Consider the following 26,334-nt stretch of genomic DNA (forward strand, 5'->3'; position numbering starts at 1 on the left):
TTTTGGGAGGTGAACATAACATGGGGGATACACCAAGAATTGATGATGAAACATACCGTCTGATGTCGGAACTGGCTTATGAAAATGCCAAAGCAGGTACTGAATATGCGAATCTACCAGGCTGGCAAGTGCTTGAGGATACGCATGGCAACGGTTATTCCGGGTTTGACGCAGTGACTTTTTACAATCCGGAAACGGGGCAGGCGGTCATTTCTTACCGAGGAACAGAAGGAAGTGCCGGATGGGATCGTAAAGGGCCTGATTTTCTGGCGGATGGTCAGATTGCGATCCCCGAACTGGGCAGAAAAATTGAACAATCTACCGATTTCACACCCGATTGGTTATCAGGTGGAATTCAAAAGGTAAAAGACGTCACCGGACTGACTCATTTGGATAATGCGGTGGGTGAGCTGGATAGACAGATTGATAAAAAGCTGAATCCTTTTCCAAATCAAATGTACGAAGCAGAAGACTACGCGAAGGATATGCAGAACAAATACAAGAATTTGGACTTCTCTCTGACAGGGCATTCATTAGGCGGCGGAAATGCTCAGTATGCAGCAGCGCATACGGGAATGATGGCAGTAACCTTTAGTGCGCCATCTGTAATATCCAGCTTGACTCCATCACTGAAACGCAAGGCAGAAGAGGGTGGATTCGATAATCAGATCGTAAACTTTGGTCACCCGGGTGACTTTGTTGCCAGTGGATTCTTTGGTGGCTATGATCGTCATGTTGGTTCCATGTATTACATCAACTCTAATTACAAGGACATGAATGACAACATGAGCATGGGAGATAAGATGGGTAACACCTTTGGTGGGAAGGAATACCACGACCTGAAGCAGTATCAGTTCGAGAATGGTTATATTTCCAATGATCTATACGACCCTACCACTGGTGAGAAAATCAATAAAACTCCCCGTGAACCTTCCAATATCATGACGGAGCTTGCGGATGTTATGCGTAGCTTTGGTGTGCAGACTAACAAGATGGTTGCAGGTGTTGGCTCAGTGGGGGGAGCTTCCGGACTAATTCAGGTAACGCCGGAAGAACTGAAAAGTGTCGCTTCGCGGTGGAAGCAAAATGCACAACAATGCAATGCGGAGCTAAACCAGGTGCGAACCCGCATGGCTCAATACCTGCATACAAGTCGCAGTCGCAGGCTGGAGCCCATTGTCACCCAACTGGACGCGTCGATTCAAGAACTTAGCACATGGCATATGAAACATACCAGCCAGTTCCTGAACTTTATTGATGAGAAGGCGGATGCCTTCCGGCAGGCGGACGAGAGTCCGGTTCATTTTAATTAGGATTTCTGGGTGCTAGCGTTGATATCACGTACATAGGGGAGGGGAACACGAGTGGGTGGACAATTGCTGGTGGAATTGAATGATCTTCGAATTGCGGAAAAAGAACTGACACAGCTGCTTGCCCGTCTGCAAGCCGATGAGCAAGAAGCGCGGGCGCTATACAGTCGGCTGAACGATTGGAAAGGCCAGTCGGCAGATCATACAAGACAGCAGATTGAAGAGTTTTTTGCGGGCCTGTCCAGACGTATTCAATCCATTGAACAGCAGAAGAAAAGCTTGCTGCAATACATTGAGATCATGATCCAGACGGATCAGGAACGCTAAAGGGTGGTAAGGCTGATGCCAAATTGCGGATGGTAATCAGCGTGGATAAGAGTGTGACCGTGGAGCGGCATGATTAGTGCCTTAACCACGGATTGTAAAGAACATGGGTAGCCAATCAAAATGATGATAGCTAAAAAGCCTACGGCATATCGGGTTTGAACCCGTATGCCATAGGCTTTTTGTTATCTGAATTTTTCTCAGGTTTTCGTAAAACTGTAAGTAGTTCTTAACGTTTTTTGCGACGTGTAGCCAACGCAATCCCCAAGAAGGACAAGATCAGGGCCAGAATGGATACGATCAATGTTGCTTGTTGAAGCTTCAGCGTACCCGGGTCTGTATCCGTGTTGTTTGGTTCACCTGTAACGGTGTCATTGAGTGCATCGCCCAGCGTGGTGTCATCGTTTGCTTTGCTATCGTCGGTAGCTGCATTATCTCCAGTGGCGCCTTCTGTACCTGCACTATCATGTCCATCGTTGGCATGACCTCCACCTACCGCAGCATTACCAGCAGCAGCCGGATCTTCGCTAATCGTTGTGATACTGTGCGGGTTGGCATCACTTGGTTGGCCTGTCCATTCTACGATGCTGCCATCGCTGTAGTATTGGAATGCATCCCAAGCTACTTCAGCTTCCGCCTTAGGGTTCTGTGCAACGAAGTTGAACTGCTGGAATTGTCCTGCCAGAATGCCTTCGTTATCGCCGTCAATCTCCCACGTAATTGATGTTACTTCATTGGAATCGTTCTTCTCTGTGGTGATTTTCCAGCCTGCCAGTGGTTGATATTGCTTGAATGCAACACCTTCCGGAACTTTCATGGTGATTTTGGTTGTAGGCAGTTCTTTCTCGGATGGAATCTTAATGGTGTACGTCTGCCATGCACTTGTCTGTGCAACGGATGGGCTAACGGTAACATGAGCGCTAGCGAATCCGGCGAATAACATGAATGCTGCGGTACCTGTTGCGATAGTGGATGTTAGTTTGGAAATCCATGATGTTTTCTTCAAAATAAATAACCCCTCTCAGTTCTTATCATATATGATTCGGCCCATTTTCTTAAATGAGTGTCTACGTTCTGCAAAGGCCGTTTCGGTTACGATTGGTTCTTTCGAGTGATCAAAAGCAGGTTACACTTGTTACTTCGATGACAGAATAACCTTCCGATCGCTGTTATCCCCAGATTTTTTGATTCCCTTTTCTTAAAGGGTAAAATCCGGGGATAGCATATGCTTCCGAAGCAGCTTTCTTTCAGAAAGCTTTTAGGCGAACGCTTCGCTTCTTCACGCTATTTCTGTCCTCTCCGTTCTCGTGTAGATCAGAAAGCTTTTAACTTCGCTTCTCCAAAATCAATTCGTTCCCTCCACTACATTTGCAGTTTGTAGAAACACTCATTTTAGATTGGGTCACTTTTCAATATAAACGTTGTGTAACTATGGCTTGGCGGTGTTGATCTCAAATTCGGCATCCAGTGCATCCAACGTCTTGGTCAGGAGATGTACCTTGATATTCCAACGTCCAGGCATGGAGATATAATCTTCAGCCTTGTACACACCGGTGTCGTTTTTCGGAATGGTAATCTCATAGATCCCCATATCCATGTCCAGATGTGTGAGTGACAGTGTGATCTGTTCCAGATCGTTAACGATACTTCCATCTGCCCGTTTCACATCAACTTCGAATTGGTTCTCTCCCGTTATATTGGGACTCACCTGAAGTGTGATCGCCGAGCCGTCTTCTGTAGTCTTTGTCTCCTGATACGGTCCGACCGCAGCGGGTTGTCCTGGAGACAGGTGTGTCAGTACGGCAGCAAGAGCGAGAATGACAGCACCGGTGGCAAGTTCCGCTTTCAGGCTGCCGGATAATCTGCTTCCCGTTGCTGCTCTTGCCAATCTGGCATGACGCCAGGCGAAGACAAGCATTACAATAAGCAGGACGATCTTGCCGATCAGGACAAGGCCATAAGCTGTAGTGAACAGGGAAGTCAGCACAGGTGCTGGTAGAATAATCAGACTGCTGTATATCCCTGTAGCAACCAGAGCGGCTACGGCGCCAATTCCCCAGGCGGTAAACCTGCGAATAGCAACCCAGTAGACCTCTCCTCGCACCTTCGATGGTAGCTTATCCGCCAGTGGAGGCAAACATATCGCCATGGCGGTTAGTGCGCCAATCCAGAAAGCGGCACCGATCAGATGCACGAAGTCCATGGCAATCGCGAGAGCACGTTGATCCGCCGCAGCCGGATGTCCCGTCATGGCATGCGTGAACAGCCATCCAAGCACGAGCACAAGTGAGCCATAGGAAGACCAGATGCGAGCACGGATGGATCGATCGCGATCATATCCGGAGAGAATCGTGACGGCCAGCAGCATTACAATGAGTATCTGTAACATCCAGATCTGACCAAAGGATGTCAGCTTGAGCGCACTTCCGATCAGTGCCCAGCTTAGTTCGTTCAGAGCCACACCAGATTCATATAACGTATTCAGTGGCAGGCTGACCAGAGCGGCAAAGGAAGCAGCAGCATAACTGATCCATAACAATCTGTAGCTGCCCGGAACGTCCATAGGTTCTCTTGTCATGGATGTCGGTGCGATTCGCAGCAGTAAGAATGCAAGTGTCCCCAGAATGACAGACAATCCGAGATACTGAATCCAGTCTGTCAGGGATACAATCCATTTCAGCGGCCCACCTGTTGAACCGGAACCGGATGTAAGATCACTCAGTCCGGCAGGAGAACCGGATGGTTCACCGATATGGAAAACATACGCCCCTTGAATTGGGTGTCCATCGGCAGATACAGCTTTCCAGTTAACGGCATAAGTCCCGTTCCCGAGTCCAGCTTGCAGGCCAGTCTCCAGAATATGAGGGCGATCCACATCAATCTTTACATTTCCATCGTCTGCCTGATTGCCGTCAGGGCCGGTTATTTTGATATCATAAAAGGCCGTCTGCAAGGATTCGTTGAACTCCAGCGTCAGCCGCTCCGGAGCAGCTACGAGGATCTCATTTTCTCCTGGCGAAGCCTTAACAATATAAGCATGGGCAGATGCCCACTGTGGCATAACAAGGCAACATACGAGCAACAGACAGGTGACCAATGCCCAGTGCCGTTTGCCCCATTTCAGGGTAAAGCGTGTAAAAATCAAAAAATCATCACCCTCAGGTTATAGATTTGTAGTCATTCATGGTCCTTAAACACAATCTAACCCATTATAACTTTGTCCAAAATGACTGCGTATGACTACATTGGGCTATAAAAAAACGATTTGGTCTACATAATTGTGACAAAAGCATGAATGCTATGTCATTTCTCACCTATGTCGGAAGCATCATTGACTCCGAATTAACAATGTTTATTTGCGAAGTTTACGTCCTGCAAGCCCGCTCTCTAGTGCGTAGCGGGTGAGTTGTACCCGGTTTTCAAGCTGGAGCTTCTGCAAAATGTTTTTGAGATGATTCTTCACCGTCTGGTCTGAAATACCGAGTTGATCGGCGATCTCCCGATTGGTATATCCCGCGGATACCCATTGCAGAATCTCAAGTTCCCGCGCCGTTAGCGGGTTATCTTGCACATCTTCACTGCGTGGTGCGGGGAACTCCTGCAAAATCCGGTAGGCCAGTTCCTTACTGAGCGGTGCGTCGTCACTGACGATGGCGCGCAGGTATTCAAGCCAGGTGGAAGGCGTTAGATTTTTGAGCAAATAGCCTTGAGCGCCTTGTTTCAGTGCTTCGAACAGAAACGTCACATCATCCGATACCGTGACCATAACAACAATAACATAAGGGAATCGCAGCTTGATCTGACGGGTGGCTTCCAGCCCATCCATGCCCGGCATCTGCACGTCCATCAGGATCAGGTCGGGCATCCATTGTCCGGTGAGCTCCAGCGCTTCCTGTCCATTCGAAGCTGTACCAATCACTTCAAACAGGCTGTCCTCGGATAAAATGCTACAGATCGCTTCACGCGCATGCGCATGATCATCAACAACCAATACACGTACATGTTCCATGTTAAGTATGCTCCTTTCCTATCGTCATTCGTGTATGCCCCGGTCTTGAATCGAGGGTAAAAGACCAACCCATCTCGGCAGCACGCTCCTTCGTAATTCGCAGTCCGTACCGATCCTTCAGATGAATAGGATCTCCACTTAGTCCATTCCCATTATCCTGAATATAAATGAACCAGGCAATTGGGTTACCTTCCGCATGAACCTGAACGCGGGTAGCCTGCGCATGTTTGCGTACATTCAGTAGTCCCTCCCGGATACAAGCGAGCAGTTCTACTTGTTCCTTGGCAGAGAACGTTACACCCTTGAGTTCCCAATGAATCTGTGCACCAGGTACCGTTTCCTTGACGAGCACTTCGACCTGCGCATGCAGTGAAATAATTTCTGATGTTACCGTAGAGGAAGGAACAAAACGCAACTGGGCAATAGCTTGCCTTACATATGTATTGACTTCATGCACGGTTTTTTGAATCTCCTGGATCTCATGCTCATGTCCGCTCCCTGCTAGACTACGGCCTGCTTTATCGGTCTTCACGGAGAGCAGGAAAAGAGACTGAGATATGCCGTCGTGAAGTTCCCGTGCCAATTGGTCACGAGCTTCCAGCGCTGCTTTTGCTGCACGTTCCTGCTCCAGAGCAGCCCTGGCACCTTCGAGCATGTGGAACAATCGGCTGAGCAGAGTCACGCTGACGAGGTAAACGATGACGGGTGTTAACCAGTTTCCAGCATCCATCGAAAGGTATGGCATCAGAAACTGATGGCGAATGTATTCCCAGATGCCAACCGTGAATGTGGGGATCAGCAGAATCATCCATTTAATTTGTTTATAGGACATGAATGCAGAACTCCTTTGATCTAGGATTAGCTTATTTAGGTACTTTATTTATACAGGGATGGGATCATTATAACCCAAGCTTGTCCAAGACCCTAGTCTGTGTCTTTGGAGAAAGCTGGGGAGGATCAGGGAGTATTTAGAAGGATATCTAAGAACGACAAGGGGTGAAATGTTGTCACGCTAGGTGAGGGTTGGTGTGACCAGCTGAGGAAGGCTGAGTCCGTTTTCCCTATCGGAGAAGGTCCTCTATACTTAATATAGAACGTGAATTCATTACAAAACATGTTAAGGAGTGAAGCAACAACATGAGTCAAGAAGTATTGGAACGTCGCAGTGAATTGCTCAAAAAGAACATTCATCAGATGCTTGTTCAAGACAATCAGCACGGTATCAGTCGCCAAGACAACATGTTTTTGCAGCAGATGATTAAAGAGCTGCATCAGACCTCACATGAGCTGAATACCAAATCTTAATGTAGAATCTGCACGAGAATGAAGTGTCTGGTGTACGATTCATTCCATGAAAATGAAAATGGCGCTATCTCCGATCAGACCGGGGATAGCGCTTTTACTTTTTCTGGGCTTATAGAAGAAGTTCTGTTTATTTTACTGCAACTGTTGCTGAGCGGTTCTTTTCTCAATATATTGAATGAACAACTCGGCAAGCTCCGGATCAAACTGTGAACCCGAACATGAGCGTAGCTCCCGAATGGCTTCTTCCACGTTCTTGGTTTCCTGATACGGCCGCTCTGTCGTCATGGCATCAAAGGAGTCAATCACGGTCAGCATCCGGCAGAGCCGGGGAATCTCGTTACCCTTCAGGCCGTAAGGATAGCCTTTGCCATCATAGCGCTCGTGGTGAAGTTCAATATACGGAATCAGATCGGCGAAGCGATCGTTCGTGATCACCATTTTTTTGCCCCAGGTGACATGTCCTTTGATCGTTTCCCATTCTTCTGCGGTGAGCTTGTCCTTTTTGTTCAGAATAGACCAAGGAATCTCCAGTTTTCCGATGTCATGAATCAGTGCTCCCAGCACGAAGCGACGTTTTTCCGCATTGTCCAGTGCGAGCAATTCACTGATATCCAGTGCATATTTGTAGACCCGTTTGGAATGTTTAAACGTATCCATATCTTTGTACCTGAACAGATTGAGCTGCTGTTCGATGTCACGAACGTCCTGTACCAGATCAATCTCGTGTTCCATGCCATCATTGCTGCCGTGGCGGTGCACGTTGTTCTTGCCCTGTTTCTTCGCATAATATAGTGCTTTATCCGCCTGATCCACAAGCTGGGATTTGTTATACATATCCACCTGATAGGGTGCGACGCCAGCAGAGAAGGAGAGACAACCGTGTGGAAACACTTCAACGCCTTCAAACGGCGTGTCGTTCAGTTGTTTACGTAGCTTGTTCATGAACCTGTAGGATTCGTCCAACTCCATGCCTGGCATGAGCAAAGTGAACTCTTCTCCTCCATAACGAAAGGCGGTAACAGGTGTGCCTTCCGTCTTTCGCATTAAAAAATCCCCCAGCAGGGCTAGCAGACTGTCACCTTGAAGGTGGCCAAACCGATCGTTATACTTTTTGAAATCATCAATATCAATAAGCCCCAGACATAGCGGTGTGCCCTGCGTTCGGGCGTTAGTCAGTTCGCTTTCTAACATGCTTTCGAAATAGCTATGGTTGAACAGACCCGTACGTTGATCCGTGTTGGCCTTTTCCTCAATCGTCTGATACATCACGAACAACTGCCTGAATGCATGGGAGAGCAGAATGCTAAGACTCAGATACAACAACAGGCCAAGTACGCCATTGTGCACAACCAGAATTGTCAGGACCAGCGCCAGAATCAGCGTACACAGATAAACCAGCAGGGATTCGGTAACGAATGCCCGCTTCATCTGCTGTAATGCATCCTTTGTTGAGAAATGAAAGAATAAGCCAAGTGTGATCGTGTTGATGATGAAGTAGGCTGCGAGCGCTGCAAAATAAGGAATCAGGTTATAGCCGTCCAGAGTTCCCGATTGCCCGCCAGTCCACTCAAACACGGCAGCTGCTCCCGTAATCATGAGACTGTAGATGCTGAAATTAACAATGTGTTTCCACCAGGTTAGCTTGCGCTCTTTGATTAACAGGATGATGGAGACAGGAAGCAGTACGGATAAACTGAAAGCTCCGCCAAACATGAATATACAGGCAAGGTATACCGATGAATCCATGGATTGCTGATTGCCTTTGGGTGGAATCTGGAACGTGAAATAATCCAGAATTAACGCCGCACCCAGCATGGTGTAGACCATAACCCAATCCGCCGTGGTTAGATGAAGGTAAGACCACTTGTTCATGTATAGAAAAACACCGATCCCGGTACAACTAAGCAAAATAACATACATACTGCTTCGATCTGCCTTATGGATAAGGTTACGAATAAAGTTCATAAAAAATCTCCTGCTTGAGTTTAGTCTAATCTTGATGTGTATATAGTTGGTGTTCTTCTATAGGGATATACTATATAGATGTATAACATACCAAGTTGCCTGCCAAAAATCCAGACAGAAAAAACAGGCCGCTGGCAGCCTGTTTGTCTTGTTGGGTGGTATGGATACTAGCCGCCCAGCTTGTATCCCGAAGTTAACGCTACAACGACAGAAGCCACGATGATTGCGTTGATGACAATGCGGGAATATTTCACACCTTCAAATTTTTTCATGGAGAAGACCTCCCTTCCTTGGAGTCTACCTGTTTTCTTCAAGCCTGATGAGTTTTAGCAGGTTGCACAGCCTTTTTGTCCCGATTCACCATCATGTACTGGATAAAAAGGAATATGCCAACGTTCATGACCACATCACCGATGCTGATCACCTGAGTCCGTGGGTAAGGGCTGGAGAGTGGGATGATATCACCGAGAAAAGGCAGATTTGTAGATGCATCCATCATAAAATGCTTTGATACGGCGCCGCCTTCCCGGAGCATGTCCACATAGTAGGGTCCCAGTACAGCGGAGGCTTCCACAGAAACAGGCATGCGCCCACCGTTTACAGCCATAACGGCAAAATTGAGAAATACCCCAATCCAGATGAGCATGAAACCGGTATGGTGTCTGTTGAGCCACAGGAAAGCGAGCCCTGTAATGTAGACGGCAGCAAAGAGATATCCATTAATGGATGCCACCCATTCAAATCGTTCCTGGAGATAGAAAATAAAGAACTGGATTAGCAGCAATACAGGGAAAATCCAGCCACTTCGCAGCTTGAGTGCTGCAAACTGGTTGAGCCCATGCCGCAACCCGCCCCGAAAAAATCCAACGATCAAGCCTAGTAGAATACCGTCATATACCATGGAGTAACTCCTGTTCGTGCGGAGATATGCAATATGATTGCGTGTTTGTGTACATAAAGGATTCGACCTTATATTGGTAATTCCTGCATGAGAAAAATGATTTTGTAGAAGAAATTTGCAAAATGCTGAACAAAAAACCGCCTTTACGAATCTAGGGGTCGAAACCCCTGTAAAATTCGGTAAGGACGGCTGCTTATGGTGCCAAAATACGAGCTTTAATTCGGTTGAAGACGGAATTTATTTTATTCAGATCCACCGTTCAGATAGTTGAAGAAAGGCTGGTCCACCCAGAAGTCATACGTCGTAATGTCCGCATCAGGTGCCAGTTTCAGGAAACCTTCCCGAATGGATTTGGCATTTTCTTTCAGAGAGAAGGACTGAGCATAGTAATTGCCAAGCGCGATCTTATTATTGGAAATGACAGGGTAGTTCGCCAATGCGGTTGGTGAATAATACAGCGGTTGCCACCAGGAGCTGAGAATCAGTGGAGATGTACTGTCACTATTCTTTTTGGCATATTTCAGCACAATGTCGTTGAAGCGAACTTTGTCTGCCACATTGTTGAACTCGAACTGAATATCATATTCCTTCGCAGAAGCAATATAGTTACCGTTCTCGATCTGTGTCACTTTATAGTCTGGCGTTTCCTTCGGCTCGCCCCATTCCTTCAAATAAATGAAGGCAGATGTCTTCGGCTGGAATTGCACATCAGCATCAATACCTTCGCTACGCAGCAAACCAACCAACTGTACAGCATGTTGAATATTATCGTGGCCGTAGGTAAGTGTCAGTTCATCGATAAAGTTGGAATCAAAGCGGCTATCCTTCAGATTGTAACCTGTTACGAGATCATCTCGCAGCGCCTGATCCACAATCTTTCTCAGCTCAGGTGATTCGATCAGATCCGCTGTGCGATATGCAGCATACAATTTGGAATAGATGTCCGCATCGCCGGAACGCCCAATCTCATGTTTGTATTTCCCTTGACTGACCAGTACACGTCCAAGCAAAGTATTAGCGAAATCTTTACTTGCTACGCCACCCTTAAGGAGAGCGGGGTATAGGCTTTCAGGAATCAGGCCTGTATCGATCGCAGCAGCCAGCTCCTGTGCGGCTTGTCCCTGAACACGGTTTGGGCTAATGCCAGCTTTGGCAAGCGCTTTGGCTGTTTTCTCTGCAGGATAAGTATAAGCCAGTTCCTTGAATCCGGCTGCTTTCACCGCGATGAAGACCGCTGCATAAGTGCTCAGTTGATCCTTAGCACGTACTTCTGTACCCGTAAGAACCCCATTATTGTATAAGGATACGGCAGCATCATATGAAGAATCACCAGAAGACAGATCGGTAAAGACAGGAGCTTTGGCTTCACTGTCACTTGCTTGAGTTGCTTCCGTGATGGCTACAATGGCTTGAATGAAATCACCTTTGGTAATCTGTTGCGGCAATTGAATGTTGTATTTCGCTTGCAAGAATTGAGCAAAATCCGCTGCGCTTTCCGTATAGGCAACTGGCGCCTGAGCTACCGGTCCTTTGACACTTTGTGAGGTGGCGGGTTTAGCCGGAGTTGCAGATGCTGCAGAAGCGGAAGCGGGCAAGCTAAGGCTGCCGAGTGTTACCGGAGCGGCGAGTAGGGTCGCCAACGTGATCTGGGTGATTTTTTTCAAATGAATAGCCTCCTTAAAATGGGTTGGAAAATAATTAGCTTTGGGTTATAATTCTGACAATTCCTATAAGAATAGAATAATTGGATTGACTTTAGCACGGAGACGCGCTGGATGTCAACGAAAAAAAGCTTGATACAGAACGGTTTCCAAAGCTTGGTAGAAAGCGAATTGTCAATTATATTCTATTTGAGTGTATACGCTCAAAGATTTATTGACAAGGATCGACAGTATCCGCTAGGATAAGAAAAAAGAATGCTGAAAAGGGGTATTTTCAAAATGAAAAGAGGTTTATCGTTCGTCTTATCGATCATCATGTTGGCTATTTTGTTGGCAGCTTGTGGGAATTCGGCTTCCAAAGACGAACAATCCGCCCAAGGCAGTGATTCGGAGAAATCTCTTCGGATGGCCCTCGTACTTCCCGAAAAAATAGGGGTTAACCCTTTCTTTGTACAGATGGATGAAGGTTTCAAAAAAGCAGGCGAAGAATTCAAAGTAGATACCAAGACGATTGAATCGACAGACCCGGCAGCATTTGAACAAAATCTGCGTGCTGCGGTTGCCGAGAATTATGATCTGATTATTACAGCAACTTTCCAGGCAGAAGATGCATTGAAGAAAGTTGCAGCAGAGAATCCGGACAAGTCCTTTGCGATTGTAGATACAACCGTTGATCTTCCTAACGTTCGTAGCGTTGGTTTCCGTGAATATGAAGGGGCGTACCTGCTCGGCGCAGCTGCTGGATTGTCCACCAAAACAGACAAAGTCGGCATGATCGCAGCAATGGATGTACCATTGATTAAGAAATATACGGAAGGTTTCAAAGCTGGATTGGAATCCGTGAATCCGGGTGCAGAATTCCTCGTGAACTATGTAGGTGGATTTAATGACCCGGCCAAAGCAAAAGAATTGGCGCTGGTACAATTCGGCAAAGGCGCTGACTTCATCGCTGGGGCATCCGCTGTAGGGGATCTCGGCGTGTTCGAAGCAGCCAAAGAAAAAGGCTTCTACACTTCCGGTCAGGATACGGACCGTACTGTTGAAGACCCGGAACATATCGTATTGTCTCAATTGAAGTCAACCGATACGGTTGCTTATGAGACTGTGAAAGATTTTGTAGAAGGCAACTTCAAAGCAGGCGCAGTTAACTACGGTTTGAAAGAAGACGGTGTAGGCCTGACGTACGTTACACGTGACAGCGAATCTCCATTGAATGCTTTTGTCGGACAAGAAGTGATCGACAAGGTTAAAGCAATCAAGGATGATATCGTATCCGGCAAAATCGTAGTCAAAGATCCATTGCAACAATAGTTTTAAATGTTCTTTTCGATGAATGAGTGATGGAAATGATCAGCCGGCTGCCCGATCAGGCAGCCGGTTTTGCTGCTATTAAATGACCAGTATATGTTCAACTTATCGTTTACACGATAACGAAGAGGACAGAAATGACCTGAAGAAGCAACGCGCTCGCATTTATCCCCGGATTTTCCCGTGTCAAAAGGGAATCAAAAAAATCTGGGGATAACGGCGATCGGAAGGTTGTTCTGTCATCGTAGTGGCGAGTGTAACCTTTTTAAGTTGAACTGAGGGGAGCGAACGCAAGATATGCTGTTGGAGATGGAGCAGATTACGAAGAAATACGGCGGCTTCACCGCTAATCGTGACATCCGTTTTAATTTGCGTGAGGGAGAGATTCATGCCCTTGTCGGTGAGAACGGGGCCGGTAAAACAACCCTGATGCGTATGCTGTATGGTATGGAACAGCCCACGTCAGGCACAATCAAAGTCCGTGGACGTGAGGTGAGCTTTGCCACGCCGTCCCAGGCGATGGCAAGTGGCATCGGTATGGTGCATCAGCATTTCATGCTGTTCCCTTCCTTTACGGTGGCGGAGAACATCGTGATTGGACGCGAACCGGCTAAGGCAGGCGCATTTGATCGCAAAAAAGCAGCGGCTCAGGTGAACGAGCTTGGCAGACAATATGGCATGCCGGTTGACCCGTGGAAAAAAGTGTCCGAGTGCCCACTTGGCATGCAGCAGCGAGTTGAAATTCTTAAGGTGCTACATCAGGGCGCAGACATCATTATATTGGACGAACCTTCGGCGGTACTAACACCGCTTGAAGTGAAGGAACTGCTGGCGAACATGAAATCTCTCGCCAAGCTGGGCAAAACCTTTGTACTGATCACGCACAAGCTGCAAGAAGTCATGGATGTAGCCGACCGAATCACGGTGCTTCGGGATGGTCAGGTGACAGGTACGTTGGAAGCCAAGGATACACATGTGGAGGAGTTATCCCGTCTGATGGTTGGTCGTGAACTTGTGCGTATGGACAAGCAGCCATCGGTACCAGCAGAAGCGGTGCTTCAGGTGGAAGGGGTTAATCTGTCCGGAGCGAAGGATCGTTCGGCGCTCAAGGACATCCATATGGAAGTTCGTAAAGGTGAGGTCGTGGGCATAGCAGGCATCTCAGGTAACGGCCAGTCGGAACTGATTCAGGTCATTGCTGGACTGCGTAAGGCGGATAGTGGTCGCGTTGTACTCTCCGGGCAGGATACAACCAACTGGCCGGTACGGCGCATTCGGGAGCATGGACTTGCTCATATCCCGGAAGATCGTTATATGTGGGGAGCGGCCAAGGATGCGAGTGTTCGCGAGAACGGGCTGATGGGACACCATCATCGCTTGCAGTCACGCGGTATTATCAAAGCCAAAGCAGCAAGAACAATGGTAGAGAGTTGGATCCAACAGTTCAGCATCAAGACGGGTTCTGCGGAAACCAAGGCACAGTTTCTGTCCGGAGGAAACTTGCAGAAGTTGATTGCTGCCCGTGAATTTGCACAGGATACACCGTTTCTGATTGCAGCCGAACCAACACGTGGTGTGGATATCGGAGCGATGGAGACGATACATGCCGAATTGCTGCGTAAACGCAGTGAGGGCGCGGGTATTCTGCTCATTTCATCCGAGTTGTCGGAGATTTTGCAATTATCTGATCGGATTATTGTCATGTATGAAGGCGAAATTGCCGGAGAACTGAGAGCAGAAGAAGCGACTGAGGAACAGATCAGTTTGTTAATGGCAGGAGGGAAAGAGCGGATATGAATCGGGTAAAAGAAACACTTCGCGGACTCGTACAGCCGCTGCTTGCCGTATTCATCGGTCTGATTGCAGGGGCTGTGGCGATTCTGATCGTTGGCGGTAATGTGGTGGATACGTATGCGGAGATGTGGAAAGGGGCCTTCGGCAACTTCTACTTCTTCACCAATACGTTGGCTCGTTCCACACCAATCATCTTGGCGGGACTTGGCGTAGCATTGGCATTCCGTGCCGGATTCTTCAATATGGGAGCCGAAGGCCAGATGATTCTTGGCGGGCTTAGTGCCGCGCTCACGGCGCTCTATCTGCCAGGACCAGGCTGGTTTGTGTGTATTGCTGCGATTGTGGCAGGTATTATTGCCGGGGGAATCTGGTCCCTGTTTGCAGGCTGGCTGGATGCACGCTTCGGGATGAACTTGTTGATCACAACCTTACTACTTAACTATATTGCCATTTATTTCGGGGGCTACATGGTCTCCTATCCATTTAAGGACCGCACAGGATCTGCAGCAATGGCTCAGACACCCATGATTGACCAGAGTATCTGGTTGCCGAAGTTGTTCCAGGGCATGGGGCTGCATGCAGGCTTCATTATTGCCATTGTAGCGGCCATTCTGATCTACTGGTTCACGCATAAAACGGTGACCGGTTACGAGATCCGCATGCTCGGCAGCAACCCGTCCTTTGCAACCTACGGTGGTGTTCGCCGCATTCGCATGATGATGCTGTCCATGGTCATCAGTGGTGGACTTGCTGGACTCGCGGGTGCGGGGGAAGTGCTCGGTACACAGTACCGTTTCCTTGATGGCTCATTGTCATCGGCAAGTTACGCATGGAGCGGCATTATGGCCACGTTGCTTGCCCGCTCGCATCCACTCGGTACAGCTGTAGCAGCTATTTTGCTGGCTGCGCTACAGACGGGTGCCATGGGGATGGAACGGAACACGGATGTACCGCTGGAAGTTGGCAGTGTCATCCAAGCTGTATTGACGTTATTTGTATCAGCTCAGATCGGTTATTCATTCCTGAAGCGGAGAAAGGAGAAAAAGTCCAATGCAACAACTGTTTGATGCAGCCATGTTTGGCTCAACCTTGCGGATTATGACTCCAATCCTGCTTGCAGCGCTCGGTGGGGCTTTATGTTCTCGTGTCGGTCTGTTTAACGTCGGTCTCGAAGGACTGGTGCTGATAGGTGCGTTCTCCGCTATTGTCGGTAATTATCTGTTTGGCAATGTGCTGCTGGCGGTACTCTTTTCCATTATAATTGTGATGTTATTCTCGGCGCTCTTTGCCTTTATAAGCATTAATCTGAAGGCCAACGCCATCGTGGTCGGGATCTCGCTTAACTTCCTGGCTGCGGGGGTGACGACCTTTGCACTGCGTGCGATTTTTGATGTAAAAGGTGCATACTACGACAAAGACATGGTGGGACTTCCCAAGTGGGATATTCCGCTGATTAAGGACATCCCGTGGGTGGGCGATGTAATATCGGGACATAGTCCGCTGGTTTACCTCGGTATTGTGCTCGTGATTGCACTACAATTTTACCTGTTCAAAAGTGTATCCGGCTTCCGCCTGCGCTCCGTCGGTGAGAACCCGATTGCAGCACAGAGCATCGGGATCAAGGTACGTGGCATCCAGTATGGTGCCGTTCTGATGTGCGGTGTGTTGTGTGCTCTGGCTGGAGCACAGTTGTCGCTCGGTCAGGTGACGATGTTTACCGAAGGCATGACTGCTGGTCGTGGTTTTATCGCGCTGGTGGCAACGATGTTAGGACAAGCGAATCCGCTTGGCGTCATGGGCTCCAGTGTGCTGTTTGGCTTCATGGAAGCATTGAGTATTCGTCTGCAAGGATTCTCCCTGCCAACGCATTTCACGTTGATGCTGCCGTATATTGTAACGCTGGTCGCGATGTTCTTTTTCAAAGACCGTACCTATGCACAGGATGCACTGAAAGCGGGCGGAAGCTCGCGTTAATTCTGAATGTCTATGTTAGAGACAGTAAAAGAAGGAGGAATTCCACTTGCATAACAAGGCTGAACGTTTGAAAAAAAGTAAAACCCCGGCACCCAAAACAGGTAACGATCACGGAGATCGGCTGCCGCCAGGACAGATGCTGACGGAGAAATTCCCGATTCTGCATGAAGGGGAAGTGCCGGAATATGACCTGACCACCTGGGACTTGAAGGTATTCGGTGAAGTAGAAGAGGAGAAGGTGTTCTCCTTAGCTGAGTTGCAGGCGATGCCACAGGTGAACACGGTGAGTGACATTCACTGTGTTACCCGTTGGTCGAAATTCGATACGCCGTGGGAAGGTATACGTTTTTCCGATTTTGTGAAACTTCTGGGGGTTAAGCCAGAGGCAAAATACGTCATGATCCATGCAGATCATGATTATGAGACAAATGTACCGCTCGAAGAGTTGATGCATGATGATGTACTGCTTGCATTCAAATATAACGGTGAGCCACTAACACCCAAGCATGGTTTTCCGCTGCGTATGGTTGTGCCACAACTTTACTTCTGGAAGAGTGCCAAGTGGATACGTGGTCTGGAGTTTATGACAGAAGACCGGAACGGATTCTGGGAAGTGAATGGTTTCCACCATTTTGCTGATCCGTTCAAGGAACAACGCTTCTCGGGTGAAGATCTGCCGATTCCGGAAGACGAGTGGACGAAGAAGGAGTTTGATTGATATGTTGATGCCTATTTTGCAGATTCATTCGGAAGACATGCCGGCATATGCCATCGTCTGTGGTGATCCGGCACGTGCGGAGAAGATTTCCCGTAAACTGGAGCAGGCGAGAGAACTGGCGTTCAGTCGGGAGTATCGTACATTTGTTGGATTGTATGAAGGGGTACAGATCGCTGTGGTCAGCCATGGTGTAGGTTCACCTGGAGCAGCTGTCTGTTTCGAGGAATTGATTCGCGCGGGTGTAACAACTCTGATTCGTGTAGGTACAGCGGGATCGTATACAGCTGATTATCCGGCAGGCAGTGTGATTGTGAGTACAGCCGCTGTTCGTACGGAGGGGTTGACTCGCCAACTGGTGCCGGATGGTTTTCCAGCGGTAGCGGACATTGGGGTGACACAAGCGTTGATCGAAGCTGCTCGCGAGCAAGAAAGCGCGGATGCTGCAACATTTGCAGGCAAAGTGGGCGTTGGTATCACCGTAACGCTGGATGCGTTCTTTGCAGGCGTGGAAGAGATTCCACACCGCAAGTACAAGCAGGCTGGAGCACTTGCGGCTGAGATGGAAATTGCGGCGCTCTACATCGTCAGCACCTTGCGTGGCGCTCGCGCCGGAGCCATTGTCGCGATCGATGGATTCGCGGACAGTGACCTGGCAGCCGAGTATGATCCGCATACGGATGCGGTTGGAAAAGCGGTGGAGCGCGAGATTAATGCAGCGCTACGCGCACTAGCCGCGCTTGCTCGCCAAGATCAGGCGTAGGTTGGTTAAGGCAAGTATACATTTTTGCTCATTGTTACAAGCAAAACAGTAGATGATGTCCATTTGAGGTGGACAATATAAAAAGGGCGTCCCGTAAGGTCATGAATATGACCCAAGGGGCGTCCTTTCCTTTTTAAGAGGGGGATGCAGGTACAGTGGCGAATTATATTTGCATGGCATGTCATTAAATTAGGAGAGTGATTAAATATGGGCTGGAGTGAATTACGTGAAATTCCTAATGAATACAGCGATGAGGTACAGCGGATTGATGAGCAACTTTTGAAACTGGTTGCAGCCAGAAAGGGCATAACCGGAGCAGTCCAATACCAACCCCCTCAAAATACCATCGATGAATGGGTGAACTTGCTGGATATGAAGGAGGAAGATATCCGATATGTTCTCCGTAGCGTGCAACCGATGCCGCAAAGACACTACTTTCCAAGTGAACCTCTTCAATTGACGAGTGTGGTGCCGATTATGAAGAAAATGATCAAAGATTCGTGTGAGTATATGATCACACATTCGATGCAATATGAAGGCGAAAGCCTCGTTTATGTGGAGATTCAATATAAGGGGAATGAAGCTGAGCGTATACAAATGGTTCCACATTTGGCTCTGGAAATATTCAGCGAACAGAGACATATCACCATGAGACATGGCAGTCGTGGAGGAGGTGGGGAGACGCAAATTAGTTTCCGAGTGATTCCTGCTCTTCCTTCTTCTCTGGAAAACGTTCGATTCTCCTTGATTCCCTCAATACCAGAGATGGAATACAAAGTAGAGGAAATCATTTTGGATAAACAGGTTGATTTCGATTAACGAAAGGGTTTAGAGATAGATTTAGCTTAACTTGGGGAAGGCCTGATCCTCGAAGAGAATGATAATGCAGAAAGTGGGCACGTTATATAAAGGAACATCAACATGAATACGAAAAAAGGGAGGACTCTATGATGACACAGAACAATCAACCTCAGGACGAGGCGGAAATTCGCAACAAGCTGGATGAAGACGGGGATTCCTTGATGGAGAAAAAGAAGATTTTGAGCGGAGTAGACATTGAGCCGCAGGCGGACGAATGGGCGGCGAAGCCATCACCTGTTGCTTTTAATGAAGGAAATGCTTCTTCGAAAAAATAAACAACATGAGCATCACATTCGCTTTGTGGAATGAAAATAAATTTAGCGAAGCAGGTACCCTTATGGTATCTGCTTTTTGGTTGTATAATAATGTAAAATTCAGTAGACGAAAGAGTGATTGGGATGAGTACAGGTACGATTAACATCCGAAAGGCAGAAATGAGGGACTACTCTGGCGTGTCATTGTTGATGGATGAGCTGCACCAGATGCATGTCGAGGCGCGGCCGGATCTATACAGAGCGTTGGAGACCAGAATGGAGAAAAAGGAGTTCATCGAACTGCTGGAAACGGACAAGCGTTACCTATATGTTGCCGAGTCTTCCGAAACGGGCTTGATTCTGGGTTACGGGAGCGCGCAGGTAAGTGTAATTCAGGATAACCCATTGATGGTGGATCGCAAGATGTTGTACATCCATGAACTTGTAGTGGATAACAAACATCGGGGCCAAGGAACAGGTAAACAGTTACTACAAGCATTCATCGAGCTAGGGAGAGAGCTTCAGGCAGATAGCGTGGAATTGTCCGTGTCAACGTTTAACTCTGGGGCACAGGCTTTCTATGAACAGATGGGTCTTGTTGTCCGCAGCAGCAGGATGGAGTATACCTTGTAAGATGAATCGCCCTATTTAATTAGGAAGGATTCATCCATTTTTAACAAAATATCAGAATACCCTTGAATACCCCCATGGGGTATGTTACTCTTAGAAAAGAACGAAAGAAAAGGGGTGTTCATGATGGATCATCAGAGCCATCCCGAGGAACCTTTGCAATCCTCCAAGTCAGATTCAACGGAAGCTTTGGCTACAGTCCAAGAAGCAGTATCTTGTCATGCCGAGGGCGGTGATGGGAAGCATGCGCGCAAGAGTCACCATTCGCAGGAGATGAAGAGTAACCTGGTTTCTCGTTTGAACCGTGTGGAAGGTCAGATTCGCGGGATCAAGGGATTGATCGAGAAGGATACGTACTGTGATGATGTGCTGACGCAGATTGCGGCGGCTCAGTCTGCTCTTAATTCAGTAGGTAAACTTTTGCTTGAAGGCCATATGAAGAGCTGTATCGTTGAGCGTATTCAGGCTGGTGAACATGAGGTTGTGGACGAACTGCTGGTTACGATGCGGAAGTTAATGAAGTAATATGGATTTATTTACCAAATAAAGTTATCATTTTAATATACCCCAAGGAGGGATTTACAATGTCTAATGTTACGTTGAACGTTACGGGAATGTCTTGCAATCACTGTGTGAAATCAGTTGAAGAAGCTGTGAAGAATACCGGTGCGAGTGGTAAGGTTGATCTGGCAGCGGGAACAGTAGCGGTGGAATATGATGAGCAGACGGTGAACGTGGATCAGATCAAAGCTGCGATTGAAGATCAGGGGTACGATGTAGTCTAAAGGGATCACAGGCTTAAACCGAACATGCTCATGGGCGAAAAAGAGGTCAGAGTACCTTTTCCCAAGAGTCAGGTTTAAGCCTAATTTTCTGTCTGATATATACCCCTTGGGGGTATAAAGGATACAACATACAATAAATTGAATTGACATGAAAGGAGCTGACATGATGGATAACTCAACGAATAAACCAATGGATAGATCGTCCGAACCCACACCAATGCCACCTATGGCAGACGCACCAGGACTAAAGACAACACTGCACATCACGGGGATGACCTGTGCTGCATGTTCGACACGAGTGGAGAAGGGATTGTCCCGCATGGAAGGGGTTCAGCAGGCCAATGTGAATCTGGCCATCGAACAGGCAACCGTTTCTTATGATCCAAAGACAACCAACGTGAATGCGTTGCGAGATAAGGTGGAAGCATTGGGCTACGGTACGTTGTCCGAATCGGTTGATCTGAACATCACAGGTATGACGTGTGCTGCTTGTTCTGCCCGGATTGAAAAAGGTCTTTCCCGACTACCGGGGGTATCTCAGGCGAATGTGAATCTGGCGCTGGAAACAGGGCATATCGAATATGCTGCTGGTGCATTGAAACCTTCGGATATTACCGCCAAGATCAAGCAGATGGGATACGGTGCTGAACTGCAATTGACACAAGAAGAGACCACATCGGTTCGTGAACGTGAGCTGCAACGCAAAAAGTGGAAATGGATGATATCTGCGTTGTTATCGATTCCTTTGCTGTGGGCAATGGTCGGGCATTTCTCGTTCACATCCGGAATCTATGTCCCCGAACTATTCATGAACCCTTGGTTCCAGCTACTGCTGGCAACGCCGGTACAGTTCGTGATTGGATGGCAATTCTATGTGGGGGCGTACAAAGCCTTACGTAACCGCAGTGCAAATATGGACGTTCTCGTCGCATTGGGTACCAGTGCAGCGTTTTTCTACAGTCTCTATCTGACGTTATCCAGTGGGTACTTACCTTCTACAACCATGGATCATGGTGCAATGGGAACGAGCACAGCCGCCATGCCTTCGGTAGAACTCTATTATGAGACAAGTGCAATTCTGATTACGTTAATTCTACTGGGAAAATGGTTCGAAGCTGTGGCGAAAGGTCGCTCTTCACAGGCGATCAAAAGCCTGATTGAACTGGCTCCACGTGAAGCCCGTGTCATCCGTGATGGACAGGAAGTGATGGTTCCTGCCGCATATGTTGCGGTGGGTGACTTGGTTCTGGTGAAGCCGGGTGATAGCATCCCGGTGGATGGTATCGTTGAAGAAGGGCAATCCTCAGTAGATGAATCCATGCTTAGTGGAGAGAGCCTTCCCGTGGATAAAAAGCCAGGAGATCCCGTTACAGGTGCTACGCTGAACAAAAACGGGGTATTACGACTGCGTGCGACCCGAGTGGGATCGGATACGGCTTTGTCCCAGATTATTAAAGTAGTCGAGCAAGCTCAGGGCTCCAAAGCACCGATCCAGCGGATTGCAGATGTCATTTCAGGCATATTTGTTCCAATTGTTGTTGGCATAGCCGCGCTGACATTCCTGATCTGGTATCTGTTTGCAAGTCCAGGTGACTTCGCTGGTTCCCTTGAAAAAGCGATTGCCGTGCTTGTCATTGCCTGTCCATGTGCATTGGGGCTGGCAACGCCGACCTCCGTCATGGCTGGATCAGGACGTGCTGCTGAATATGGCATTCTGTTCAAGGGCGGCGAACATCTGGAATCGGCACAACAGATTCAGACCGTAGTGCTCGACAAAACAGGTACAGTAACCCAAGGTAAACCGGTCCTTACCGATGTTGTCACGGCTCCGAATTGGACGGAATCTGATCTGCTTGAGCGAGTGGGAGCGGCCGAACAGAGTTCAGAGCATCCACTGGCAGAGGCGATTGTTGCTGGTATCCGTGCCAAGAGTCTGGAGTTAACCCCAACAGAGAAGTTCGAGAACATACCGGGATACGGCGTGCGAGCTTCAGTAAAAGGGCAAGAGATCCTGGTCGGCACGCGGCGTTTGCTTGCAGATGCACAGGTGAGTGTCTCTGAGGACACCGTTCAGCAGATGAACCGTCTGGAGGAACAAGGGCGTACAGCGATGCTGGTAGCGGTAGATGGTCAGTGGGCAGGGATCGTGGCTGTGGCTGACACCATCAAGGATACCTCTCGTGAAGCCATCGGTCGTCTTCAGGCGATGGGGATCGATGTCATCATGATCACGGGAGACAATGAGCGGACAGCTCGCGCTGTAGCAGAACAGGCAGGCATCGGTAAAGTTCTGGCTGAGGTTCTGCCGGAGGGTAAAGCTGCGGAAGTGAAGAAACTTCAGGAGAGTGGTCTGAAAGTCGCGATGGTAGGTGACGGCATTAATGATGCTCCGGCACTCGCTACAGCGGATATTGGGATGGCGATCGGAACAGGAACGGATGTAGCGATGGAAGCGGCGGATATTACGTTGATGCGTGGTGATCTGAACAGTATTGCAGATGCCATTGAGATGAGCCGGCGCACGATGGGGAACATCAAACAAAACTTGTTCTGGGCACTCGGATACAACGTTATTGGTATTCCTATTGCGGCAGTTGGCTTCTTGGCTCCATGGCTGGCAGGGGCAGCGATGGCGTTCAGCTCCGTGTCGGTTGTCCTGAATTCGCTACGTCTGCAACGCATGAAGCTGAAGAGAAATGACTGACCGACCTTTGTTTGGAGATATATTCAACGCCTCATTGTCAATGAAGTGAGGATGAATAAATACGCGGTTCGCTGCGGCGGACCGTGTTTTTTGTTGAGAAAAATACAGTTGAGTCGCTAGAAAGTAAGCCTGAATCGTTGGTATTAGATGTTCTTTTCTACGGAGAAAGGAAAGCATAATGCACTTTTGTGAAAATGGATCAATTGTATTCATGAATAAAGCTTACGTTTTCTGAATTTTTCAAAAAATGAGTTGACAATATGGACATATTCACATAAAATTTAAACGATCGTTTGATTCAAACAACTGTTTAAATCAAATTAGAACTATTTGAGTAATGGAGGACACCATTTATGTTACAGGCTTTACGTACATTGTTTAAAAAACCGCCAGTGATTGTAGGGATCGTAACAGCACTTATGTTCCAAGTGATCTTTAGCGTGATCTGGATGACCGCATATTCTGGAGTAAATGACCGTGCGAAAGAATTGACGGTTGCGATTGTGAACGAGGACGGAGAAATGTCCAAAGGAATCGCAGATTCGCTCGCAGGAACACTGCCTTTCCATACCGTATCCAATCTAAGTGCGGCTGAAGCGTTGGATCAGCTGAATCATCACCAAGTACACATGGTGCTGGATATCCCGGCTGGGTTTAACGAATTGCTTCAGACGGCTGGCTCAACCGCCGAGATTAAATACACCATTAATGAAGCGAACCCGGTTACGATCAAAAGCATGATGCAAGGTGTATCACAAAGTGTGACAAACACGATTAACAAACAAGCTACAGCACAAGGAGTACAGACGGTGTTAACCGCTTCAGGTGCGCCTGCCGATCAGGCTGCTGAAGCCGCTACAAACCTGGCTACCCGAGTGGAAGGAACAACAACGTCCATCAACCCGGTTAACGGGATGAATAATCAGATGGTGCCAATGATGATGGTACTGGCTTCCTATGTAGGTGCCATGATCATGGGGATGAATCTCCAGACAGCCATGGGTATGTTGTCATCTACCTATTCCCGATTGACTTTGTTTGGCGCGAGAGTAGTCATTAACGTGGGTTCTGCATTGGTCGTTTCCTTGCTGGGATCTTCACTGATTGTGGCACTGGGAGGACAGATTGCACAAGGATTCGTTGCATTCTGGTTGTTCCAGGCGCTCTTCCTGTGCACGTTCATGTTCTTCTCCCAGTTCTTCCTGATCTGCTTCGGACCTGCGGGAAGTCTGTTCAACATCATCTCACTGTCCTTGCAACTGGTATCCTCCGGTGCTATGGTACCGCGTGAATTGCTGAACAGCTTCTATAGCGGCATTGGGCAGTACCTGCCTGCAACATACGCCGTTCAGGGTATTCTGAGCGTGCAGTTGGGAGGCCCAGGAGTTCAGTCTGCTGCGGGCTCTATCGTGATTGTACTGTTGGTTGCCGTTGCGTTGTCACTGGTCGTGACGTTGTTGAAAAAACAACGCATGCCAGCTATGGCTCCAAGCCCTGCTCAAGCAAACAACTAATACAGCAGATGTATACCATTGCATCATAGGATAGGACAAGCACCCCGATGATTTTCATCGGGGTGCTTGGTGTAATATAATAGACAAATGATTCGCTGGATGCAGTCCTTGAGCTGGAGCGAATGAGATGAACGGACAAGAGGGAGCGGGACGGAATGACTGAACCGGAGTTGGATATCAAAACGAGGATATTGCTTGCAGCCAAGAAGCTTTTTGCACAGCAGGGGTATGACGGGACGAGTGTTCGTCAAATATGTGATGAGGCAGGTGCCAATGTGTCGCTGGTGTCTTATCATTTTGGCGGCAAAGAAAAGGTGTTCGAAGCATTATTTGAGCATTTCTTCCCTGGGCATATGATGAACGCGCTGGCTGAAGAGTCCATGTCCTCGCCTGTGGAAGGTATCCGACGAATTATTGGTGAAGTTGTGAAGTTCACGATGACGGATCGGGAGATGAGCGATATTGTGCAACTTGAAATTACACTGCGTACACATCGTACAGCAACCGTATTTCGTTTTCTAGACCCTGTATGGACCCGAGTGAGGGACCTGTTGCAAGAAGGAAAAGACCAGGGATTGTTCCAGGTCGAGTCCGTATCTTATGCGATGCTTCAGGTTATGGGTGTGGCTTTGGCGCACAAACGGGCCAAGAATTCACGATTTGGCTTTGATTATCAGGATATGAATACAGACGAGCTTGCTGAGCAGACAATTGAGTTCGTACTACGAGGATTGGGAGTGAACAGCCATGAATGAAACCATTGAGTTGATGATGAAACACCGCTCTGTACGCAAATACAAGCCAGACCCGGTAAGTGATGAGCAGCTTGCAGCTATCGTAGCGGCTGGGCAGATGGCTTCCTCTTCAAGTAGTGTGCAAGCATATACCGTAATTGCTGTGACTGACTTAGAGCAAAAAGCCAAGCTGGCTGAATTGGCAGGTAACCAGGCCTATGTCAATGAATGTCCGGTATTTCTTGTATGGTGTGCTGATCTGTATCGGCTGAGTGATGCTGCGAATCGTCATCTTCCTGAGAAGGAATCGTATGCCGATTCAACCGAGAATTTCATGGTAGCCACGATTGATGCTGCACTTGCTTCCCAGAACGCCGCTCTTGCAGCGGAGTCACTAGGGTTCGGAATCGTATATATTGGCGGGCTTCGTACCCGGATTGAGGAAGTTGCTGAGCTGTTGGAATTGCCGGAAGGGGTATATCCGGTGTATGGCATGTGTATTGGTGTTGCAGATCAGGAAACGGGAATTCGCCCGCGTCTGCCACTTAATGCAGTTCTGCATCGTAATCGTTATAATGCCGAGCAGAGCATCAAAGGTGTTGAGCAGTATGATGAGACAACGACGGCGTACATGAAAGAACGGACTAATGGTGAAAGAATGACTCCATGGTCCGAACTGATGGCGAAGCGCCTGACTGAGCCGACACGGTTGCAAGTGAGACCGTTCCTGGAAGGCAAAGGATTCTTGAAGCGCTAAGTTATATAGTAAATTAGAAGTCAGTCGGGGCGAAGCCGACTGGCTTCTTTGTGTTGTGCTGGCAGG

The 26,334-nt window shown here is 48.1% G+C and carries 25 protein-coding genes; 18 read left to right on the top strand and 7 right to left on the bottom strand.

What is annotated here, in order from left to right; all coding sequences use genetic code 11:
* Nucleotides 1-20: 20 nt before the first annotated feature.
* On the top strand, nt 21-1,313 hold the full coding sequence (locus MKY01_RS02270) for a hypothetical protein (protein ID WP_127547983.1): 1,293 nt from the start codon (nt 21-23) through the stop codon (nt 1,311-1,313).
* 51 nt (nt 1,314-1,364) lie between these two features.
* Nucleotides 1,365-1,637 carry a hypothetical protein gene (locus tag MKY01_RS02275; protein ID WP_017691024.1) on the top strand — a complete coding sequence of 91 codons (273 nt, stop codon included), beginning with the start codon at nt 1,365-1,367 and terminating at the stop codon, nt 1,635-1,637.
* Between the two features lie 226 nt (nt 1,638-1,863).
* Here the strand turns inward: MKY01_RS02275 and MKY01_RS02280 are convergent, their stop codons facing one another.
* The 4 genes from MKY01_RS02280 to MKY01_RS02295 all read right to left on the bottom strand — a co-directional run bounded on the left by MKY01_RS02280 (nt 1,864) and on the right by MKY01_RS02295 (nt 6,475).
* Entirely contained in the window at nt 1,864-2,640 is a 777-nt protein-coding gene (locus MKY01_RS02280) for a YcnI family protein (protein WP_255319812.1), read from the bottom strand.
* A 423-nt stretch (nt 2,641-3,063) separates the two neighbouring features.
* Nucleotides 3,064-4,779: a copper resistance protein CopC gene (locus MKY01_RS02285; RefSeq protein WP_339285204.1), complete on the bottom strand. Its 1,716-nt coding sequence runs from the start codon at nt 4,777-4,779 to the stop codon at nt 3,064-3,066.
* A 207-nt stretch (nt 4,780-4,986) separates the two neighbouring features.
* Complete coding sequence (locus tag MKY01_RS02290; protein WP_036616682.1) at nt 4,987-5,643, bottom strand: response regulator transcription factor; 657 nt, start codon at nt 5,641-5,643, stop codon at nt 4,987-4,989.
* Between the two features lies 1 nt (nt 5,644).
* On the bottom strand, nt 5,645-6,475 hold the full coding sequence (locus tag MKY01_RS02295; RefSeq protein ID WP_339285206.1) for a histidine kinase: 831 nt from the start codon (nt 6,473-6,475) through the stop codon (nt 5,645-5,647).
* 305 nt (nt 6,476-6,780) lie between these two features.
* Between MKY01_RS02295 and MKY01_RS02300 the strand changes: the two genes are divergently transcribed.
* Nucleotides 6,781-6,948: a hypothetical protein gene (locus tag MKY01_RS02300; RefSeq protein ID WP_017691019.1), complete on the top strand. Its 168-nt coding sequence runs from the start codon at nt 6,781-6,783 to the stop codon at nt 6,946-6,948.
* Nucleotides 6,949-7,080: 132 nt separating this feature from the next.
* Here MKY01_RS02300 and MKY01_RS02305 read toward each other — a convergent pair whose 3' ends face one another.
* From MKY01_RS02305 to MKY01_RS02315, 3 genes are all read right to left on the bottom strand, one after another.
* Nucleotides 7,081-8,913 (bottom strand): diguanylate cyclase, encoded by a 1,833-nt coding sequence (locus MKY01_RS02305; protein ID WP_051449905.1) that lies wholly within the window; start codon nt 8,911-8,913, stop codon nt 7,081-7,083.
* A 310-nt stretch (nt 8,914-9,223) separates the two neighbouring features.
* A complete protein-coding gene (locus MKY01_RS02310) occupies nt 9,224-9,814 on the bottom strand; it encodes a DUF5317 domain-containing protein (protein ID WP_076216483.1) in 591 nt (196 codons plus the stop codon).
* A gap of 242 nt (nt 9,815-10,056) precedes the next feature.
* Complete coding sequence (locus MKY01_RS02315; RefSeq protein WP_339285208.1) at nt 10,057-11,478, bottom strand: hypothetical protein; 1,422 nt, start codon at nt 11,476-11,478, stop codon at nt 10,057-10,059.
* Nucleotides 11,479-11,754: 276 nt separating this feature from the next.
* On the opposite strand from MKY01_RS02315, the gene MKY01_RS02320 reads away from it, so the two are divergent.
* From MKY01_RS02320 to nfsA, 15 genes are all read left to right on the top strand, one after another.
* Nucleotides 11,755-12,786 (top strand): BMP family protein, encoded by a 1,032-nt coding sequence (locus tag MKY01_RS02320; protein WP_036616691.1) that lies wholly within the window; start codon nt 11,755-11,757, stop codon nt 12,784-12,786.
* Between the two features lie 294 nt (nt 12,787-13,080).
* Nucleotides 13,081-14,580 carry an ABC transporter ATP-binding protein gene (locus MKY01_RS02325; protein WP_127551676.1) on the top strand — a complete coding sequence of 500 codons (1,500 nt, stop codon included), beginning with the start codon at nt 13,081-13,083 and terminating at the stop codon, nt 14,578-14,580.
* Nucleotides 14,577-15,644 (top strand): ABC transporter permease, encoded by a 1,068-nt coding sequence (locus MKY01_RS02330; protein ID WP_036616697.1) that lies wholly within the window; start codon nt 14,577-14,579, stop codon nt 15,642-15,644. The genes MKY01_RS02325 and MKY01_RS02330 overlap by 4 nt, the downstream gene beginning before the upstream one ends.
* On the top strand, nt 15,628-16,551 hold the full coding sequence (locus MKY01_RS02335) for an ABC transporter permease (protein WP_017691011.1): 924 nt from the start codon (nt 15,628-15,630) through the stop codon (nt 16,549-16,551). Before MKY01_RS02330 ends, MKY01_RS02335 begins: the two co-directional genes overlap by 17 nt.
* Nucleotides 16,552-16,597: 46 nt before the next feature.
* A complete protein-coding gene (locus tag MKY01_RS02340; RefSeq protein ID WP_339285211.1) occupies nt 16,598-17,269 on the top strand; it encodes a sulfite oxidase-like oxidoreductase in 672 nt (223 codons plus the stop codon).
* 1 nt (nt 17,270) lies between these two features.
* Nucleotides 17,271-18,029 (top strand): nucleoside phosphorylase, encoded by a 759-nt coding sequence (locus tag MKY01_RS02345; protein ID WP_339285213.1) that lies wholly within the window; start codon nt 17,271-17,273, stop codon nt 18,027-18,029.
* A gap of 207 nt (nt 18,030-18,236) precedes the next feature.
* The gene (locus MKY01_RS02350; RefSeq protein ID WP_127551666.1) at nt 18,237-18,848 is read left to right on the top strand and encodes a hypothetical protein; all 612 of its coding nucleotides are present in this window, start codon (nt 18,237-18,239) and stop codon (nt 18,846-18,848) included.
* Nucleotides 18,849-18,976: 128 nt separating this feature from the next.
* On the top strand, nt 18,977-19,165 hold the full coding sequence (locus MKY01_RS02355; RefSeq protein WP_244898276.1) for a hypothetical protein: 189 nt from the start codon (nt 18,977-18,979) through the stop codon (nt 19,163-19,165).
* Between the two features lie 123 nt (nt 19,166-19,288).
* The gene (locus MKY01_RS02360) at nt 19,289-19,777 is read left to right on the top strand and encodes a GNAT family N-acetyltransferase (protein ID WP_339285215.1); all 489 of its coding nucleotides are present in this window, start codon (nt 19,289-19,291) and stop codon (nt 19,775-19,777) included.
* Between the two features lie 123 nt (nt 19,778-19,900).
* Nucleotides 19,901-20,299, top strand: coding sequence for a metal-sensitive transcriptional regulator (locus tag MKY01_RS02365; RefSeq protein WP_339287067.1), 399 nt, complete (start codon nt 19,901-19,903; stop codon nt 20,297-20,299).
* A 59-nt stretch (nt 20,300-20,358) separates the two neighbouring features.
* Nucleotides 20,359-20,559 (top strand): copper ion binding protein, encoded by a 201-nt coding sequence (locus tag MKY01_RS02370; RefSeq protein WP_017691004.1) that lies wholly within the window; start codon nt 20,359-20,361, stop codon nt 20,557-20,559.
* 226 nt (nt 20,560-20,785) lie between these two features.
* Complete coding sequence (locus MKY01_RS02375; protein ID WP_339287069.1) at nt 20,786-23,263, top strand: heavy metal translocating P-type ATPase; 2,478 nt, start codon at nt 20,786-20,788, stop codon at nt 23,261-23,263.
* 353 nt (nt 23,264-23,616) lie between these two features.
* Complete coding sequence (locus MKY01_RS02380; protein ID WP_100528169.1) at nt 23,617-24,777, top strand: ABC transporter permease; 1,161 nt, start codon at nt 23,617-23,619, stop codon at nt 24,775-24,777.
* A gap of 155 nt (nt 24,778-24,932) precedes the next feature.
* A complete protein-coding gene (locus MKY01_RS02385) occupies nt 24,933-25,532 on the top strand; it encodes a TetR family transcriptional regulator (RefSeq protein ID WP_076319536.1) in 600 nt (199 codons plus the stop codon).
* Complete coding sequence (gene nfsA, locus MKY01_RS02390) at nt 25,525-26,268, top strand: oxygen-insensitive NADPH nitroreductase (RefSeq protein ID WP_339285218.1); 744 nt, start codon at nt 25,525-25,527, stop codon at nt 26,266-26,268. The genes MKY01_RS02385 and nfsA overlap by 8 nt, the downstream gene beginning before the upstream one ends.
* Nucleotides 26,269-26,334 lie beyond the last annotated feature (66 nt).

The organism is Paenibacillus sp. FSL R5-0486 (assembly GCF_037975155.1).
In the GTDB taxonomy this organism is placed as follows: domain Bacteria; phylum Bacillota; class Bacilli; order Paenibacillales; family Paenibacillaceae; genus Paenibacillus; species Paenibacillus amylolyticus.

What these genes read in the sequence shown, in the direction of transcription:
- MKY01_RS02310 (WP_076216483.1), bottom strand. Translation starts at nt 9,814, where the DNA reads ATGGTATATGACGGTATTCTACTAGGCTTGATCGTTGGATTTTTTCGG.
- MKY01_RS02300 (WP_017691019.1), top strand. Translation starts at nt 6,781, where the DNA reads ATGAGTCAAGAAGTATTGGAACGTCGCAGTGAATTGCTCAAAAAGAAC.
- MKY01_RS02345 (WP_339285213.1), top strand. Translation starts at nt 17,271, where the DNA reads ATGTTGATGCCTATTTTGCAGATTCATTCGGAAGACATGCCGGCATAT.
- MKY01_RS02305 (WP_051449905.1), bottom strand. Translation starts at nt 8,913, where the DNA reads ATGAACTTTATTCGTAACCTTATCCATAAGGCAGATCGAAGCAGTATG.
- MKY01_RS02320 (WP_036616691.1), top strand. Translation starts at nt 11,755, where the DNA reads ATGAAAAGAGGTTTATCGTTCGTCTTATCGATCATCATGTTGGCTATT.
- MKY01_RS02350 (WP_127551666.1), top strand. Translation starts at nt 18,237, where the DNA reads ATGGGCTGGAGTGAATTACGTGAAATTCCTAATGAATACAGCGATGAG.
- MKY01_RS02380 (WP_100528169.1), top strand. Translation starts at nt 23,617, where the DNA reads ATGTTACAGGCTTTACGTACATTGTTTAAAAAACCGCCAGTGATTGTA.
- MKY01_RS02365 (WP_339287067.1), top strand. Translation starts at nt 19,901, where the DNA reads ATGGATCATCAGAGCCATCCCGAGGAACCTTTGCAATCCTCCAAGTCA.
- MKY01_RS02325 (WP_127551676.1), top strand. Translation starts at nt 13,081, where the DNA reads ATGCTGTTGGAGATGGAGCAGATTACGAAGAAATACGGCGGCTTCACC.
- MKY01_RS02330 (WP_036616697.1), top strand. Translation starts at nt 14,577, where the DNA reads ATGAATCGGGTAAAAGAAACACTTCGCGGACTCGTACAGCCGCTGCTT.
- MKY01_RS02375 (WP_339287069.1), top strand. Translation starts at nt 20,786, where the DNA reads ATGGCAGACGCACCAGGACTAAAGACAACACTGCACATCACGGGGATG.
- MKY01_RS02290 (WP_036616682.1), bottom strand. Translation starts at nt 5,643, where the DNA reads ATGGAACATGTACGTGTATTGGTTGTTGATGATCATGCGCATGCGCGT.
- MKY01_RS02335 (WP_017691011.1), top strand. Translation starts at nt 15,628, where the DNA reads ATGCAACAACTGTTTGATGCAGCCATGTTTGGCTCAACCTTGCGGATT.
- MKY01_RS02295 (WP_339285206.1), bottom strand. Translation starts at nt 6,475, where the DNA reads ATGTCCTATAAACAAATTAAATGGATGATTCTGCTGATCCCCACATTC.
- MKY01_RS02270 (WP_127547983.1), top strand. Translation starts at nt 21, where the DNA reads ATGGGGGATACACCAAGAATTGATGATGAAACATACCGTCTGATGTCG.
- MKY01_RS02385 (WP_076319536.1), top strand. Translation starts at nt 24,933, where the DNA reads ATGACTGAACCGGAGTTGGATATCAAAACGAGGATATTGCTTGCAGCC.
- MKY01_RS02355 (WP_244898276.1), top strand. Translation starts at nt 18,977, where the DNA reads ATGATGACACAGAACAATCAACCTCAGGACGAGGCGGAAATTCGCAAC.
- nfsA (WP_339285218.1), top strand. Translation starts at nt 25,525, where the DNA reads ATGAATGAAACCATTGAGTTGATGATGAAACACCGCTCTGTACGCAAA.
- MKY01_RS02360 (WP_339285215.1), top strand. Translation starts at nt 19,289, where the DNA reads ATGAGTACAGGTACGATTAACATCCGAAAGGCAGAAATGAGGGACTAC.
- MKY01_RS02370 (WP_017691004.1), top strand. Translation starts at nt 20,359, where the DNA reads ATGTCTAATGTTACGTTGAACGTTACGGGAATGTCTTGCAATCACTGT.